General features: G+C 66.4%; 10 protein-coding genes. 8 read left to right on the plus strand and 2 right to left on the minus strand.

What is annotated here, in order from left to right; all coding sequences use genetic code 11:
* Nucleotides 1–168 precede the first annotated feature (168 nt).
* Nucleotides 169–483 carry a hypothetical protein gene (locus KV697_RS19600; protein ID WP_219021572.1) on the plus strand — a complete coding sequence of 105 codons (315 nt, stop codon included), beginning with the start codon at nucleotides 169–171 and terminating at the stop codon, nucleotides 481–483.
* A gap of 65 nt (nucleotides 484–548) precedes the next feature.
* On the opposite strand, the gene KV697_RS19605 is transcribed toward KV697_RS19600, so the two are convergent.
* Nucleotides 549–3,131 carry a TonB-dependent receptor gene (locus KV697_RS19605; RefSeq protein ID WP_257575916.1) on the minus strand — a complete coding sequence of 861 codons (2,583 nt, stop codon included), beginning with the start codon at nucleotides 3,129–3,131 and terminating at the stop codon, nucleotides 549–551.
* A gap of 224 nt (nucleotides 3,132–3,355) precedes the next feature.
* Here KV697_RS19605 and KV697_RS19610 point away from each other — a divergent pair, with 224 nt between their 5' ends.
* The gene (locus KV697_RS19610; protein WP_219021573.1) at nucleotides 3,356–3,760 is read left to right on the plus strand and encodes a hypothetical protein; all 405 of its coding nucleotides are present in this window, start codon (nucleotides 3,356–3,358) and stop codon (nucleotides 3,758–3,760) included.
* 163 nt (nucleotides 3,761–3,923) lie between these two features.
* Here the strand turns inward: KV697_RS19610 and KV697_RS19615 are convergent, their stop codons facing one another.
* Nucleotides 3,924–5,102 (minus strand): glycosyltransferase, encoded by a 1,179-nt coding sequence (locus KV697_RS19615; RefSeq protein ID WP_219021574.1) that lies wholly within the window; start codon nucleotides 5,100–5,102, stop codon nucleotides 3,924–3,926.
* A gap of 221 nt (nucleotides 5,103–5,323) precedes the next feature.
* Between KV697_RS19615 and KV697_RS19620 the strand changes: the two genes are divergently transcribed.
* From KV697_RS19620 to KV697_RS19645, 6 genes are all read left to right on the plus strand, one after another.
* Nucleotides 5,324–7,444, plus strand: a complete 2,121-nt coding sequence (locus tag KV697_RS19620; RefSeq protein WP_219021575.1) for a TonB-dependent siderophore receptor — start codon at nucleotides 5,324–5,326, stop codon at nucleotides 7,442–7,444.
* A 92-nt stretch (nucleotides 7,445–7,536) separates the two neighbouring features.
* Nucleotides 7,537–9,051 (plus strand): hypothetical protein, encoded by a 1,515-nt coding sequence (locus tag KV697_RS19625; RefSeq protein WP_219021576.1) that lies wholly within the window; start codon nucleotides 7,537–7,539, stop codon nucleotides 9,049–9,051.
* A 177-nt stretch (nucleotides 9,052–9,228) separates the two neighbouring features.
* A complete protein-coding gene (locus tag KV697_RS19630) occupies nucleotides 9,229–10,755 on the plus strand; it encodes a family 43 glycosylhydrolase (RefSeq protein ID WP_219021577.1) in 1,527 nt (508 codons plus the stop codon).
* A gap of 305 nt (nucleotides 10,756–11,060) precedes the next feature.
* Nucleotides 11,061–13,904 carry a TonB-dependent receptor gene (locus KV697_RS19635; protein WP_219021578.1) on the plus strand — a complete coding sequence of 948 codons (2,844 nt, stop codon included), beginning with the start codon at nucleotides 11,061–11,063 and terminating at the stop codon, nucleotides 13,902–13,904.
* A 57-nt stretch (nucleotides 13,905–13,961) separates the two neighbouring features.
* A complete protein-coding gene (locus KV697_RS19640) occupies nucleotides 13,962–14,657 on the plus strand; it encodes a DUF6445 family protein (protein WP_219021579.1) in 696 nt (231 codons plus the stop codon).
* Nucleotides 14,654–16,162, plus strand: a complete 1,509-nt coding sequence (locus KV697_RS19645) for a tryptophan halogenase family protein (RefSeq protein WP_219021580.1) — start codon at nucleotides 14,654–14,656, stop codon at nucleotides 16,160–16,162. The genes KV697_RS19640 and KV697_RS19645 overlap by 4 nt, the downstream gene beginning before the upstream one ends.
* The last annotated feature ends 222 nt before the right edge of the window (nucleotides 16,163–16,384 follow it).

The following is a 16,384-nucleotide window of genomic DNA, read 5'->3' on the forward strand; positions in this document are numbered from 1 at the left end:
ACAAGATTATATTCCGTCGCATCGTCTAACGTACCCCGAGATTCTCAGTCACAGAAGCGGGCGGCGATGACGCTGGCGCAGGTGAGCAAAGCGATAGGTGACGGCCGCCCTCGGGTCACGGCGAGTTTCAAATGTCGACCCGCGACCCGAATGTTTTGACCCGACAAGATGTCACAAGCACCCTTTTGTCATGCTACCTTCTTTCGAGATGGTGATGGCACCATCTCTGTGCACACTATCGGCTGTCCGACATCGGCCATTGTCACAGACATCGATATCTGGCTGATGGAAGGGGCCTTCATCATCCTGCGCGACTCGACAACCATTGCGGAAATGATCGTGCGGGACGGGCAGCGCCCCTTCTGGTATCGATGGATACTCAGCCGCTCTCATGGCTTGATGGAACTTCGGCACCGTAAGGGAACGGTGATCGAGAAACTACCTGGTGGCCTGGCGCCTCGGGACCCGATCGCGGAGAAGTGAAGCGTACCTCGGCATGAGCCACGTTCCGCTGTGTGGCAACGCTCGAAGCGCCCCGCCGCGCCCCCTCAAAACAGCTTCCGCACCCCCACCCGGATCGAGCGCCCCAGCGGGTCGATATAGGCGGGCTGGAAGCGGTTGGGCGTATCGCCGTTGCGGTCGGTAACGTTGATCCGGTCGTTGAGCAAATTCTCGACCGCGAAATTGACGTTCAGCCCCTTGGCCCAGGGCTTCTTCACGATATTTTCCAGCCGCACGAAGCTGTAGAGGACCAGCCAGGTCCGCCCCGAAAAGCGCAGGTCGGAGGCGGCTATGTCGCTGCGGATGCGGGTCGGCCCCTGCAGGCGGCCGTAAACCCCCAGATTGAACAGGCCATAGGAGAAATGGCCGTTCAGATCGACGTCCCAGCGCGGCCGTCCGCCGGTGCCGCTGAGCGTCGCGCCGTCGAGCAGGTCGAGGACCGGGCCGGTGCCGCGAAGGGTCAACCGGTCCTCCAGCCGGTAATTGGTCGTCGCCGACAGCCATAGCGAGGGCGGCCGCTTGGGCGGGCGGGGCGGGGGTGCTGCCTTGGCCGCAGCGGGGTTCGCGCCGGGTGCCGGCGGGGGAGGGGGCGGCGGGGTCTTGCCCAGCATCACCTGCGCGTCGATCGTCATGCGCAGCTTGCGCTCGCGCTCATACGCCAGATTGACCGGGCGCAGGTCGACGCTGACCAGCTGGCCCAGCCCATCGCGCACGAACAGGTCGGGAAAGGCGCGCTGGAACGCCGGGGTCGCGCCGCCCAGCGAGGCCGCCTGGTTGTCGATCCGGGTGTCGACATAATCGGTGCTGAGCCGGATTTCCTTGTCCTTGATCGGCTGCACCGCAATGCCCAGCGTCGTGACCCGCCGCTTTTCGGGCGCCAGATCGGGATTGCCCCCGAAGATGGTGGTGACGAGCGTGCTGCGCCCGGTGACATAGTCGAAAAAGGGCGTGTTGGGCGTCGCCACGACCGGCGCGACCAGCTGCGTCACCGCGGGCGCGGTTTGCGCGATGTTGATCGAGGCGTTGAGCTGGACGGGGCGGAAGGGCGTCCAGTTCAGCCCCAGATTGGAGGTGTGGAGCCGCCCGAAATCGGACACCTGCGACACGCCCGCCATGGCGTTCAGCTGCATCTCGCCCAGAAAGCCCAGCGAGCCTTCGCGCGCCGAGGCGATCGGCAAATTGGCGTTGACGCTGGCGCCGCGCATGGTGCGCCCGACTGCATCGGTGGCGAGCGACAAATTGGTGCGCGCGCCGGTGTCGATCCGGGTATAGTCGGTGGTGACGGTCAGCATCGCCTCGCCCGCGGGCAGGCGGACGACGGGGCCGTTGGCGGTCGCCTTGACCCCGATCGTGTCCGACACCGCCCGGCTGCGGTTCAGGTCGCGCCGCGCGCCGGTGACGGGATCGATCGCCGCCATCGGATCGCTCCCTGCATCGATCGACGCCTGGAGCGCGCCCAGCGGTACGCCGGTTTCCGAGGTGCTGCGCGACACCATCCGGTCGTAACTGCCGGTGATCGCCCAGGACCAGCGCCGGACGTCGCCGGTCAGCGTGCCGCCCGCGTGCAGCGCCATGCTGGTCGTCCGTTGGTGCAGCACGCTGCCCGGCAGATAGCGATAGAGGAGCGCGTCGTTGGCGAAGGGGAAATTCCCCAGCCCCCCGGGCACGCGCAGCAGGGCGGGGGCCAGACCGTTCAGCCCCCTGGACTGGATCGCCTCCATCGATACCATCAGCGACCCCGACACCGTCTTGGTCAGCGGCGAGGCGATGCTCGCTTCGCTATGGATCGTGTCGGTCAGCGGCTGAAGCGTGCGATAGGGGCCGAGATCGGTGACACCGGCCGGGCTATTGGCATAAGCCGCCAGCGTCCTCCGCGCGGCCGGGTCGAGCGGTACGCCTGCCAGCGTGACGCTCCGCCCCGCCAGCGCATCCAGCCGGGGGTCCAGGCTGGCGCCGTTCACCCCCGTCACATTGCCGGTGGTCGCGAACAGCGTCTCGGGATCGGGCACGATGTCGCGCTGGCTCTGGAGCACCGGGTCCTGCCGCAGATGCGAGACGTTGAGGGTCAGGCGGCGCGGCCCGTCGATCCGCGCCGAGGTGACCTCGCTATACTTCGTTCCGCCCCCGCCCTCGGTCGTGATGCCGGGCAGGAGATGGACCGTGACCGCACGGAATTTCTTCTTGGTGATGAAGTTCATCACCCGGACGTTGGGCGGATAGCCGAAGCGCGCCGCCTCCTGCTCGGGCAGGACCTCGATCCGCTCCATCGCCTCATAGGGCAGCGACTGGAACTCGGCGAAACCCGAGACGCGCCGCCCGTTGAGCAGCATCACCGGCTCGCCACCGCCCGACGAGCTGGTCAGCGCCTTCACCTTCTTGAGTAGGTCGCTGAGGCTGGTCGCGCCCAGCGCCTCCAGTGCCTGGGCGTCGAGCACCGCGACCGGCTCGACCGCGCCGATGACCGATCCGGGGATGCGCTTGCCGGTGACGGTGACCTCGGGGGAGGGCGATTCGGATGGCTCGGTTTCCTGAGTCTCCTGCCCCTGCGCACCCACCGGCATGGCCAGTCCCAGGACGATCGCCGTCCAACCCGCGCTCCTTTTCAGGCGCGCGTTCCTCCCGTATCGCATCGTCAAGCCACTCCCATCGCTGACGTGAAGATTTGTAAATACTGTGGCGATGATGTCACAATTAAGGCTGAAAATCGGGCGGGCTGCCGTTTTCGCGCGACGGATGCCCAGCTCCATGACCCCATGGCGGCAAGGACGGCCCGGAGTTCAACGGCTTAACGCCCGTAACGCGTTACACATACGTTCCGATTAAAAGATTGGCTGGGCGGGCCGTATAGGCCGGTATGACATCTGCCCTGTCCCCGCTCCCGACCGCTTCGCTGCGGCCGGGCTCCACGCCGCTCGCGCTGCCCAAGCCCGAGGGGCTGCCCGCGCCCGAGGGGGACGCCGAGTCACCGCAAGACGGATCCGCCATCGCCAGGACCGACGCGGCCGCTCCGACGAAATCCCGCGAGGCCCATGGCGGCGTGTCCGGGGGAGGGGGCGGGGGCGCCCGTCACGTCGTTGACGAGCGCGTGACCGAAACCGATACGATGCGGATCACCGTCATCTCCTATAGCGACGGATCGGTGGATCGGCTGAGCGCGATCAAGAACGGGGCCAGCGCGGCCCCGGCCCCCACCCAGACCGAGCCAAGCGGGGCCAGCGGCTGGGGCAATAGGGGCATGATGGTCGACCGCGTCGGCTGACGGCCGGATTAGCGTTTGATTGAAAACGTGCCGAGGCACGTTTTGCCGCACCGGCCCACTCCCCCACCCGACCTCCCATCAAGGATACTCCGTGGGAGGTCGGGTGGGGGAGCGGGCCGGTGCCGCCCCAAAACTCGCCTTCGGCGAGTTTTTAAACGGACACTCAAAGCGTCGGCAGCGGCGTCTCGGTGATGAGCGACGGGGATAGCGGCGCGGACCGGGCCTCGGCATGGCGACGCAGGACGGTGCGCATCACGCGGATATAATGGTCCGCGCCGTGCTCGATGGTGAAGCGCCGCGCCTGGTGCAGCGTGCGCCTTGCATCCTGGGTGAGCGGCCGCGCGGCCGCGATCGCGGCGGCAAAGCCCGCTTCGTCGCCGACCGGGACCAGCGTGCCCAGCGCCCCCTGCTGCAACAACGCACCCATCGAGCGGCTGCAATCGGTGGCGACGATGCCGATATTGGCGGCCAGCCCCTCCAGGATGACGGCGGGCACACCCTCATAATGCGAGGACAGCAGCAGCGTGTCATAGCCCGACAGCAACCCGGCCGGATTGGTCACGTAACCGCGAAACGCGACCCGCCCGGCGATCCCCAGCGAGGCGGCCAGCCCCTCCAGCGCAGGCCGCTCCGGCCCGTCGCCGAAAAGGGTCAGCGTATCGTCGGGCGCGCTGCCCCGCGCGAAACCGCGCAGCATCAGCGCGAGATTCTTCTGGGGCGCGAGCCGGGCGATGGTGACGAAGCGGCGTCCCGACGCCGGGGCCGTCGCGGGCACGGGTTCGCGCAGGCTAAGGATCTGCGCCTCCGACAAGGCCGGATCGGGGATGATCGCCACGCGCGCGGGGGAGACGCCGATCCCCTGCACGATCTCGGCCCGCATCGGCTTTTCCATGCCGACGAAATGATCGATCGCCAGCCCCTGGATGCGCAGCCATATGCGGTAGAAGACGCGGTAGAACCAGGACGCATCGGCGCGGTCGAGATTGTTGCTGATCTTGGCGATGATCGGCGGACAGTTGCGGCCCAGCACCAGCTTCAGCATCACCGCGACGAACGCATAGGTATTCCCTGCACAGAACAGCACGTCCGGACGGATCGTCCGCACCGCGCGCGGCAGGGTGGCGACCATCCAGATCGTCTCCCAATGCGCGATGCCAGGCCAGCGCCGCTTCGGCGTCACGAAGTCCAGGCCCGCGCCGACATCCTGCGCCATCGCGCCATCGGTCCGCCCCAGGAACAGCGGCGCATCGATCCCGCTGTCGCGCCAGCGATGGACGAGGCGCAACGCGATCCGTTCGACCCCGCCGGGCTCGAAGCTGTGCAGGAAGGTCAGGACGCGCAAAATGCCGTGCGCCCTGCTCGATACTGATATCGCCCGGAAATCCCGCCCATGATGCGCCCCCGATAGCATGATTGGCGGGGAAAACGATACCCCATCGTGACGTATTCGTTATGGTTTTTCCGGGGCGGCGTGGCACGCGCATAGATTCATCAATGCTATTGACATTCACTCGCATTCTTATCTTAAGGGCGCCAACAAAGCCTGATGGGGGAATTTTCGACGTGACGCCCGTTCTCACGCTGCTGGCCGTTGTCACCGCTGCGCCCGACACCGTTCCGCAAACGACCAATCACGGCGATATCGTCGTCACCGCGCAGCAGACCAAGGACAATGACGATTATACGACGCCGAGCCAGACCTCGGCCTATCGCCTGCCGATCAGCATCCGCGACACGCCCCAGGCGATCAGCGTGGTCACCCGCCAGCAGATCGACGATTTCCAGCTGAACGACATCAACGCCCTGTTGGCGACGGTGCCCGGCTTCAACGTCCAGGCGCAGGAGACCGACCGCTTCTATTATTCGGCGCGCGGTTTCGACGTTCAGAATTTCCAGGTCGACGGCCTTGGCCTGCCGCCCGCCTTCGCGGTGCAGGTCGGCTCGATCGACACCGCCATCTACGACCATGTCGAGGTTCTGAAGGGCGCGCCCGGCCTGCTCTCGCCGGTCGGCAATCCGTCGGCGGTGGTCAATTTTGTCCGCAAGCGCCCGGGCAAGGATTTCCAGGCGAGCGGATCGGCGCAATATGGCTCGTTCGACAGCCTTCGCCTCCAGGGTGACGTCTCGACACCGCTCGACAAGGACGGGCATATCCGGGCGCTGGCGGTCGGCGTCTATTCGGATGCGGACAGTTATCTCGATCGCTATCATCTGCGGCGCTGGACCGGTTATGGCATCGTCGAGGCCGATCTCGGCCCGAACACCGTCGCGAGCGTCGGCTATGGCCATCAAAACCATCGCAGCACGGCTGCGCAATGGGGCGGGCTGCCGCTCTATTATACCGATGGCACACGCATCCCGCTGGCGCGCTCGTCCAATACCGGCCCCGACTGGGCAGGGTTCGACGTCACCGATCGCCAGATCTTCGGCGACATCACCCATCAGCTGAATGCCAAGTGGCAGATCAAGGCCAGCGCCTTTCGCCGGGCGACCGACGAGAAGGACGACCTGTTCTACGTTTATGGCAACCCCGATCGCACGACGGGGCTGGGCGTATTTTCCTATCCCGGATCGTTCAAGGCATCGAACCGCGACTTCACCTTCGACGTCCATGCCAGCGGGAGCTTCGATGCGCTGGGGCAGGAACAGATGCTCGTCGTCGGCGTCCTGCGCGGCGCGCTGACCTATCGGCAGCTGTCACGTTACGACAATGCGGCGATCGGTGTGTCCGTCCCGCTCGACCAGCTGTTCGACGGCAGCTTCCCGCAGCCCAACTGGCCCGCCACTTTCAACAGCGATCCGGCCATGTCGAACTGGACGCATCAGCAGCGCACCTCCGCCTATGCGACGTTGCGCCTGCGCCCGGTCGATCCGCTGAAGATCATCCTGGGCACGAATTATACCTGGGCGCGCAGCGAGGGCTATTCCTATGGCACGCCGAGCAATTACAGCGATGACCGCTTCCTGCCCTTTGTCGGCGCGACGCTCGACCTGACGCGCCATGTCAGCGCCTATGCCAGCTATGCGACGATCTTCAATCCGCAGAACGTCTTCGGTGCGGACGGCAAGCTGCTCGCTCCGATCAAGGGCAACAGCCTGGAAGGCGGGTTCAAGGGCGAATGGTATGACGGCCGCCTGAATGCGGCGGTGTCGGTGTTCCGCGTGCGGCAGGACAATTTCGCCGAGGCGGCCGGGTTCGATCCGACGATCGGGCAGAGCATCTATCGCGGCGTCAATTCCAAGTCGGAAGGGATCGAGCTGGAATTCGGCGGTCAGCTGCTGCCCGGCGTACAGGCGACGGGCGGTTACACGATCATGCGGATTCGGGGTGATGACGGCACGCCGACGCGCACCTTCGTTCCTCGCCAGACCGCCCGGCTGAACCTGACCTACAGCCCGGCGGTCCTGCCCGACCTGAAGCTGGGCGCGTCGGTCCAGTATCAGACCTCGATGTACGTTGTGGGATCGACGATCTCGACCGTCACCGGCCAGCCGATCCGCGTCACCCAGGACAAATATGCGACGCTCGACCTGCTGGGCAGCTACAAGCTGACCCGCAATCTCCGCGTGGCGGTGAATGTCCGCAACGTCACCAATACCAAGGCGATTAACGCGCTCACCTACGACCAGGGCTTCTACAATGCGCCCCGCAGCGTGTTGGGGACGATCAGCGTCAGCTATTGACCGGGATGACCGGGCGGGCGCGGACCATGGCGGTTTCGCGCCCGCCCATTTGGGCTTGCCTTCGCCCGCAAAGCGACCCACCGCCGCGTCTCATGAGCATGAGGCGGGTTAGAGGAATTCATCAGGGCGGCGTCCTGCTGCTGCTGACGCTGGTCGCGCTGGTGGTGCGGGCGCGGACGTTCGGGAATCCGGTGATCGGGTTCGACGAGCAATATTATCTGCTGGTGGGCGACCGGATGCTCCACGGCGCCTGGCCTTATGCCGACATTTTCGACCGCAAGCCGATCGGGCTGTTCCTGCTCTATGCGGGGGCGCGGCTGCTCGGCGGGGACGGGTTCCTCGCCTATAAGCTGGTCGCGACCGGCTTCGTCATCGCCACCGCCTTCGGCATCCAGCGGGTGGCGCGGCGCTTCGCGGGGGCGGGCGCGGCGGTCGTGGCAGCGATCCTCTATATTCTCTGGCTGAACCTGATGGAGGGGGAGGGGGGGCAGTCCCCGGTCTTCTACAATGCGCTGATGCTGGTCGCCGCGAGCGCGATCCTGAGCGTCGTCGAGCGGCGGGGGCGGTTGTTCCCCTGCGGCGCGGTGGCGATGGGCGCGGTCGGCGTCGCGCTCCAGATCAAATATTCGGTGCTGCCCGAGGGGTTCGTGTTCGGCTGTGTCCTGCTCTGGCAGGGCTGGCGCGCGCGCGTGCCGCTGGGGCGGCTGGCGGGGATGGCGCTGGTGTGGGTGGCGCTGGCGTTGTTGCCAACCTCGGTGGCGTTCGGGGGCTATGCCGCGGCCGGGCACGGGCAGGCCTGGGTGTTCGCCAATTTCGTCTCGGTCGGCGGGCAGGCGGCGCGGCCGTTCGCCGACGAAATGGAGGGGCTGGCGACCTGTCTCGGCATCCTGTCGCCTTTGTTGCTGGTGATCGGGTTCGGGCGGCCCTGGCGACATTTGGGGCGGCACCTCCCGGCCGAGCGACGCGCGGGGTTCCGCTTCCTGCTCCTCTGGCTAGCGGTCACGGGCATCGCCGTGCTGCTCTATGGCCGGTTCGGCAGTCCGCATTATGCGCTGCCCATCGTGCTGCCCGCCGTGCTGGTCGCCGCACCCGCGCTGGCCCGCTGGCGGCGGGGCGGGGTGGCGGCGTTTATGCTCGTGATCTTCGCGGCGGGGCAGATCGTGCTGCATTTGAGCGAGCGGACCAAGGGCGGCGCGGCCGAAGCCCGCGCGGTGGCGAGCGCCGCGACCCCGGCGCGCGGGTGCCTCTATGTCTATGACGGTTATCCGGCGCTCTACATGCTGACGCAGAGCTGTCTGCCGTCGAAATGGGTGTTTCCGGGTCATCTCAACACGCAGGACGAGGCGAGCCGGGACGCGATCGGGGTCGATCCGGTTGCGGAGATTCGCCGCATCCTGGCGACGCGGCCGGGGGCGATCGTCGACGATTATCCGCGCTTCGCTTTCGGCAATCGTGCGACGCGGGGCGTGCTGCGCGCGGTGCTGGCGCGCGACTATCATCTTGCCGCCTGCGTGCCCACGGGGCCGAGCCGGGTGCGGCTGGTCTATCGGCCGGGGCCGGGGGCGGTTCCGGCGGGGTGTCCGAGCGCCGCGATGCTGGATCGCTAAACTATTCCTCCCCTGCAAGGGGAGGTGGCAGTCCGCAGGACTGACGGAGGGGTGTCGCCCCTCTCGAGAGCGGGACACCCCTCCACCAGCTTCGCTGGTCCCCCTCCCCTTACAGGGTAGGAAAGGGGGACTGTATACGATCTCGACAGGGCGAGGGGCTTTGGTCACTATGTCGCCATGATCCCGCTGATCCTTCTCGCCGCCCAGCTCGCTTCCGAGACCATCCACAGCCGGGGCAACCCGATCCTGTCCGATGGGCGCTTTTACTCTACCGACCCCGCACCTTTGGTCGATGGCGACACGCTCTGGATCCTGGCGGGGCGTGACGAGGCGCCGGACGGGGTCAACGACTTCATCATGAACGAGTGGCAGCTGCTCTCGACCAAGGACCCCGCCAGCGGCGTGTGGAAACATTATCCCGCCATCGCTCGGCCGGAGGCGGCCTTCGCCTGGGCCGAGCCCGGCCGCGCCTATGCGGGGCAGATCGTGAAGGGGCGGGACGGGCGTTTCTATCTCTATGCGCCGGTGCTGCAGCGGGACGGCGGGGCGAAGGACCGGTTCGCGATTGGCGTCGCGGTCGCCGACCGGCCGACCGGGCCGTGGCGCGATGCGCATCCGGCGGGGCCGATCATCTCGCAGAGCGTGCCGATCGCCAACGACATCCAGAATATCGACCCGACCGTGCTGATCGATGATGACGGCAGGGTGTATATCTATTGGGGCACGTTCGGGCGGTTGCGCGCGATGGAGCTGGCCCCCGACATGGTTACGCCCAAAGGTCCCGAGCAGGTCGTGACCGGCGCGACCGGCTTTTTCGAGGCGCCATGGCTCCTGAAGCGGCGCGGCACCTATTATCTGCTCTATGCCGCCAACAGGAATGGGCCGGGCAGCCCCTGCACCCCGACGCTCTATCATGCGTGCCAGGCCTATGCCTCCGCACCGACGCCGATGGGACCATGGACTTATCGCGGCGTGGTGCTGCCCCCGGTGTCGTCGACCACCTCCCATGCGGGCGCGGTGGAATTCAAGGGACTCTGGTACCTGACCTATCACACGGCGGACGCGAACGGCGGGGGGCATTTCCGCCGCTCGGTCGCGATCGACCCGATGGCGTGGGACGACAGCGTCTCGCCCCCCGCGATCCGTCCGGTGCAGCCGACCAGGGCGCCCGCGCCGCCCCCCGCACCGACCCGCAACAGGGCCTTGAGCGCTTGGCCCACCGCCTCCAACGCGCCCGGCCCGGTACAATATTGGATCGCCGCGCTGAACGACGGCAAGGTGCGCAGCGCGCCGCTGCCGCCCGACATGTGGGGCAACTGGACCAAGCAGAACCCGGCCAGCGCCTGGATCGAATATCGCTGGCGCCGGCCGGTGACGCTGAACGCGGCCCGCATCCGTTTCTTCGCCGACCACCCTGCCGGTTCGGACGAAGGCGTTGCGCCGCCCGCCGCCTGGCATCTGGAATATTGGAGGCAGGGGCGCTGGCGGCGGATCGCGGGCACCTATCCGACCGGGATCGACGGCTTTCAGGCGGTGCGCTTCGCCCCCGTCACCACTCGCTGCCTGCGGGCGGTGATGGAGGCTTCGGGGGCGGGGGATCGCCATGCGGGCCTCGCGGTCGAAGAGTGGGAGGCGCTCTCGCCGACCCTGGCCCCGGTCGTGCCGCGACCGGCCGAGACGCCCGCCGGTTGCTCGGGAGATTGACCGGGCATTTTGTTATCGGACATTTCGAGGAGGCCTTGTTGGAGCGGACGACCTGCCCGGTGCGGCAAGGTGGGGTATCTCGTCTCCCGGCGCTCTCCGCTATCATAGTGGTGCACGTCTCCTATGAGCGGACAAGTGGTTTCATTCCTGATAGTACGAAATCCCTCATGATCGCGCGGGCTTGAACGTACGGCCTGTCCCGGCAAGCGGCCCGAAAAGATGACGAATTTGTCATTTGTCTAACAATATAAAATTATCCCATGCCGTCCCCAAGCCAACATGATTGGTACGAGAGGGGAGAGATGATGAAGGATTATTACGCCCGTTTCCTGTGCGGCGCCTCGGTCGCGGCACTGTCGATCGGAGCCTGTGGCAGCGCCGATGCGCAGACCGCCAGCGCAGCCGTCCAGGCCACCGGCCAGCAGGCGACCGGAAACGTTACCGCCGATCAGGCCGCGCAAGGGACGGTCAGCGATCAGGACATCGTCGTCACCGGCGTCCGCGAATCCCTCCGCTCGGCCCAGGCGATCAAGCGCAACGCCAACCAGATCGTCGATTCGGTCAACGCGCAGGACATCGGCAAGCTGCCCGACGCCAACACGGTCGAGGCGCTCCAGCGCATCACCGGCGTCCAGATCCAGCGGCGTTACGGCGAGGGCGCGACCGATTTCGACCATCGCACCACCCCCGCCATCACCGTGCGCGGCCTGACCCAGGTCAGCAACTTCATCGACGGCCGCGCTGCCATCTCGGCCTCGGGCGGCCGCACCCTCGACCTGGAAGCGATCCCCCCCGAGTTGCTCGCCGGGATCGACGTCTACAAGAACCCGCCCGCCAGCACGATCGAGGGCGACATCGCGGGCGTGGTCAATATCCGCACCCGCCTGCCGTTCGATCAGCCTGGCCAGCTCATCAGCGCGACGCTGAAGGGCAATTATTACGACCGCGCCGACAAGTTCGGCGGATCGGGATCGGCGCTCTACAGCAACCGCTTCCAGACCGGCATCGGCGAGATGGGCTTCCTCATCAACGCCAGCTATGCGCGCAGCTCCTACCGGCAGGATGCGATCCTGATCGGTGCGTTCGGTCCCATCCCGTCGGGCATCTCCATCCCTGGCGCGCCCGCCAATGCGCAGGTGCCGTATGGCGAGCAGATCTATGACGATGGCGGCGATCGCAAGCGCATCGGCCTGGCGGGCGCGTTCCAGTGGCAGGCGGCCGACAATCTGCTGATCACGGCGCAGGCGCTCTATTCGCGGTACAACTTCTACCGCCAGGGCAAATACTTCTATTACAACAACAACGGCAACACGGTCACGACGCCGCAGGCGGGCGCGGCCTTCACCTTCGACAAGGCGGGTTATGCGACCTCCGGGTCGCTGGCCAATCAGGTGTTCGAATCCGCGCGCTTCGACCAGGACCTGACCAACACCACCGGCAATTACACGCTGAACGCCAAGTGGGACGTGTCCGACCGGCTGCACGCGACGTTCGACGGCCAGTATCTGAAGTCGAGCTACAATGCTGACCGCAACGGCTTCGTCATCTCGCTCTACGACCAGACCGGGCAGACGCCCTATAATGCCAAGAACCAGAGCATCGTCGATTTCGACCTGCGTGGATCGCGCCCCGTCTGGAACGTGCAGAACCCGGCGCTGCTGTCCGATCCGAACAACTATGCCTTCACCTATATGGCGGACTCGATCACGCGGAACGACGCGGACCAGCTCTCCCTGAAATATGATCTGGAATATGATGTCGAAGGCGGCTTCCTCCAAAAGCTGCGCGGGGGGCTTCGCTATTCGGACAGCACCATCGACCTGCGCGGCACCTGGAACGGCTTCTGCCTGTTGCCCTCGGGGCCGAACCCCAGCTGCTCGTCGGCCGCGGGCCTGCCCTTCGTCCGGCTGTCGCAATTCCCCGAGCTGGCGCTGAAGGGGCCGACACCCAATTTCTTCGACAACCGCACCCTGACCGGCGGGATCCTCTATCCCAATTTCGAGCCGGGCAACTCGCTCTGGGACAGCCTGACCAAGACCGAGGCCAAGTTCGGCGCGACGCCCAAGAACAGCTTCTCGCCCGGCGACCTGAACCACCAGACCGAGCGGACGCTCGCCGCCTATATCGCGGCGGATTACGAAGGCGTGCTGGGGGGAGTGAAGATCGACGGCAATGCCGGGGTCCGGCTGGTCCGCACCGATACCGGCTCCGCAGGCACCATCTTCAACAGCGACGGCACCCAGGCGCCGATCGATGTCCAGCGCCGCTATATCAAGGCGCTGCCCAGCTTCAACATCCGCGCGCACCTGACCGATACGCTGCAGACGCGCTTCGCCTTCTCCAAGTCCTTCGCGCGGCCCAATTTCGACCAGATGGCGACCAACGTTACGCTCAACAATCCGACCGAGCGGACCTTCATCGTGCGCGACAGCAACAACAACGTCATCGCGCAATATCCGACCGGGGGTTCGGGCAATCCCTATCTGCGGCCGATCACCTCGGACAATTACGACGTGACCGCCGAATGGTATTTCGCGCCGACCGGATCGTTCACCATCGGCGGCTTCTACAAGAAGGTCGACGGCTTCCTGGCGGGCGGCACCACCTTCCAGACTTTCAACGGCGTGACCTACGCGATCGGCACCACGGTCAACACCGGCAAGGGCACGGTGAAGGGCTTCGAGGCGGCATATCAGCAGTTCTTCGACTTCCTGCCGGGGCCGCTTAGCGGGCTGGGGGTGCAGGCCAATTACACCTATGTCGACAGCAGCGTGACGAACCCGTTCGCGACCACGGGGTCGAACATCCCGACGACGGTGCCGCTCGAAAAGCTGTCCAAGCACAGCTACAATCTCGTCGGCCTGTACGAAAAGGGGCCGATCACCGGCCGTCTGGCCTGGAGCTGGCGCGGCAAATATTTCGACACCACGCAAGGCAGCGGCGCGAACGGCATTCCGCAGTTCCAGAAGCCCTATGCCTCGCTCGATGCGTCGGTCAGCTATAATCTGAACACGCATATCGCGGTGTCGCTGGATGCGGTGAACCTGACCAACCGCATGAACCTGACCTATATCGGCACGATGAGCCAGCCGTTGCAGTACACGCTGAACGACCGGCGCTTCGGCTTCTCGCTGCGCGCCACCTATTGACTTGGGGCCGATGGGGTCGTGAGGACGGCCCCATCGGTTTCGGTCGGAGCGACAGCCTTGCGCAGCACCACGCCCCGGATCACTCTCCGCCATCTCGGGCAGGAGCGCGAGCCGGTCGTCGTCATCGATGACGCGACCGGGCTGCTGGAGCCCTTGCGGAGCCTGGCGGCGAAGGCGGGGTTCGCGCCCGCCGTGACGGTCGACAGCCATTATCCCGGCCTGCTTGCGCCAGCACCCGTCGCCTATCTCGACGGGCTGGTCCGCTTTGCGCTCCCGCTGATCGCGGCGCATTTCGGCACCGGCCCGGTCGTGCCCGCCCGCGCGCGCGGCAATTTTTCGCTGGTGACGACCCCGCCTGCCGACCTCTCCCCCGACCAGCGCGTGCCGCATGTCGACGCGGCCGACCGGATGCAGTTTGCGGGCGTGCATTATCTGTCGGAGCACCCGTCAGGCACCGGCTTTTTCCGCCACCGTGCCACCGGCTATGAGACGATCGATGCCGATCGCCTGGCCGTCTATCGCCGGCATCTCGACGCCGAGCTGGCCGCGCTCGGGCAAGGCGGGTACGTCACCGGCGACCACGATCATTTCACCGCGATCGATGCGGTCGAGGCGCGGCCCGACCGGCTGATCCTCTACCGCGCCGCCCTGCTCCATAGCGGGCTGATCGACGCGATCCCGCCCCAGGCCGACAATCCCTCACGCGGGCGGCTGACGGGCAATCTCTTCCTCCAGTGCCGGACCACCGCATGACCCCCGACGCACCCTTAGGCAGCATCGCGATCGTCGGCGGAGGGACCGCGGGCTGGATGGCCGCGGCCGCGCTCGCCCGCGTGCTGGGGCCGCAGGGACCGACGATCACGCTGGTCGAATCGGAAGAGATCGGCACGATCGGCGTCGGCGAGGCGACGATTCCGCCGATCCAGGCGTTCAACGCGCTGCTCGGCATCGACGAGAACGACTTCGTCCGCGCGACGGGCGGCACCTTCAAGCTGGGCATCGAGTTCGTCGACTGGTGGCAGCGGGGGCAACGCTATTTCCACCCCTTCGGTGTCTATGGCCTCGATGCGGGCGCGGTGCCGTTCGAGGCGCTGTGGCGGCGCCTCCATCAGATGGGCGAGGCCGAGCCGCTCGCCGCCTATTCGATCTGTACCGCCGCGGCGATGGCCGGGCGCTTCGGCCGCCCCCGGCCGGGCAATACGCCGCTCGCGCAGATCGGCTATGCCTTTCACTTCGACGCGACCCTCTATGCCGCCTTCCTGCGTCGCCATGCCGAGGGGGCAGGGGTGGCCCGCATCGAGGGGCGGGTGGTCGATGTCGGTTTGCACCCCGAAACCGGGTTCATCGAGGGCGTGACGCTGGCCGACGGCGCGCAGCTGTCGGCCGATCTGTTCATCGACTGCTCTGGCTTCCGCTCGCTGCTGTTGGGCGAGGCGCTGGGGACGGGCTTCGAGGATTGGGGCCACTGGTTGCCCAACGACCGCGCCGTCGCGGTGCCGAGCGCCGTCACCGGGCCGCCCGCGCCCTATACCCGCTCGACCGCCAGGCCTGCGGGCTGGCAATGGCGCATCCCGCTCCAGCACCGCATCGGCAACGGCCATGTCTATGCGAGCGGGCATATCTCGGACGACGAAGCGATCGCGACCCTGCTCGACGGGCTGGACGGCGAGGCGCTGGCCGATCCCCGCTTGCTGCGCTTCCAGACCGGCAGGCGGGATGCCTTCTGGGTGCGCAACTGCGTCGCACTCGGCCTGTCGAGCGGCTTCCTGGAGCCTCTGGAGTCGACCAGCATCCACCTGGTCCAGGCAGGCATCGCAAGGTTGCTGGAAATGCTGCCCACCCGCGCCTTCGAGGGCGCCGACATCCGCCGCTACAACCGCCTGATGATCGCGGAGTTCGAGAGCATCCGCGACTTCCTGATCCTGCACTTCCACGCCAATGCGCGCGGCGACACCGCCTATTGGCGCGACCTGGCCGCCATGCCGATTCCCGAGAGTCTCGCCGAACGCATCGCCATCTACCGCCGGACCGGCCGCGTCTACCGCGAAGCCGACGAGCTGTTCACCCGCACCAGCTGGCTGGCGGTAATGGACGGACAAGGCCTGACGGCGGAGGGTTTCGACCCGACCGCGCTGGGGGTGCCGCTGGAGGCGGCGGAGGCGCGGTTGAGCCGGATCGCGGAGGTGACGCGGGCGGCGGTGCAGCATCTGCCGATGCATGGGGAGTTTATCGCGCGGCATTGCGGGGTCGCGGAGTAATATATTCCCTCGCGATTTCATTGCCGGATCACCGCCGATCGAGGCGATCACTTCTTCGGGACCCCCGTGCAGGATATGCCTCAGACAGCCGTCTTTTCTCGATATTGCAGTCTCTCAAACACGTCGGGAATTGGCATGACGCGGAGTGAAAGGTGGGTTAGCGAAGCCTGCGCTTGCCGTATGCTCGATCGGCTTATCCCGCATGTCGTTCAATGAAGTTAT

The organism is Sphingomonas sanguinis, assembly GCF_019297835.1.
Lineage (GTDB): Bacteria > Pseudomonadota > Alphaproteobacteria > Sphingomonadales > Sphingomonadaceae > Sphingomonas > Sphingomonas sanguinis_D.

What these genes read in the sequence shown, in the direction of transcription:
- KV697_RS19605 (WP_257575916.1), bottom strand. Translation starts at nt 3,131, where the DNA reads ATGCGATACGGGAGGAACGCGCGCCTGAAAAGGAGCGCGGGTTGGACG.
- KV697_RS19625 (WP_219021576.1), top strand. Translation starts at nt 7,537, where the DNA reads ATGAGCATGAGGCGGGTTAGAGGAATTCATCAGGGCGGCGTCCTGCTG.
- KV697_RS19635 (WP_219021578.1), top strand. Translation starts at nt 11,061, where the DNA reads ATGAAGGATTATTACGCCCGTTTCCTGTGCGGCGCCTCGGTCGCGGCA.
- KV697_RS19645 (WP_219021580.1), top strand. Translation starts at nt 14,654, where the DNA reads ATGACCCCCGACGCACCCTTAGGCAGCATCGCGATCGTCGGCGGAGGG.
- KV697_RS19600 (WP_219021572.1), top strand. Translation starts at nt 169, where the DNA reads ATGTCACAAGCACCCTTTTGTCATGCTACCTTCTTTCGAGATGGTGAT.
- KV697_RS19610 (WP_219021573.1), top strand. Translation starts at nt 3,356, where the DNA reads ATGACATCTGCCCTGTCCCCGCTCCCGACCGCTTCGCTGCGGCCGGGC.
- KV697_RS19630 (WP_219021577.1), top strand. Translation starts at nt 9,229, where the DNA reads ATGATCCCGCTGATCCTTCTCGCCGCCCAGCTCGCTTCCGAGACCATC.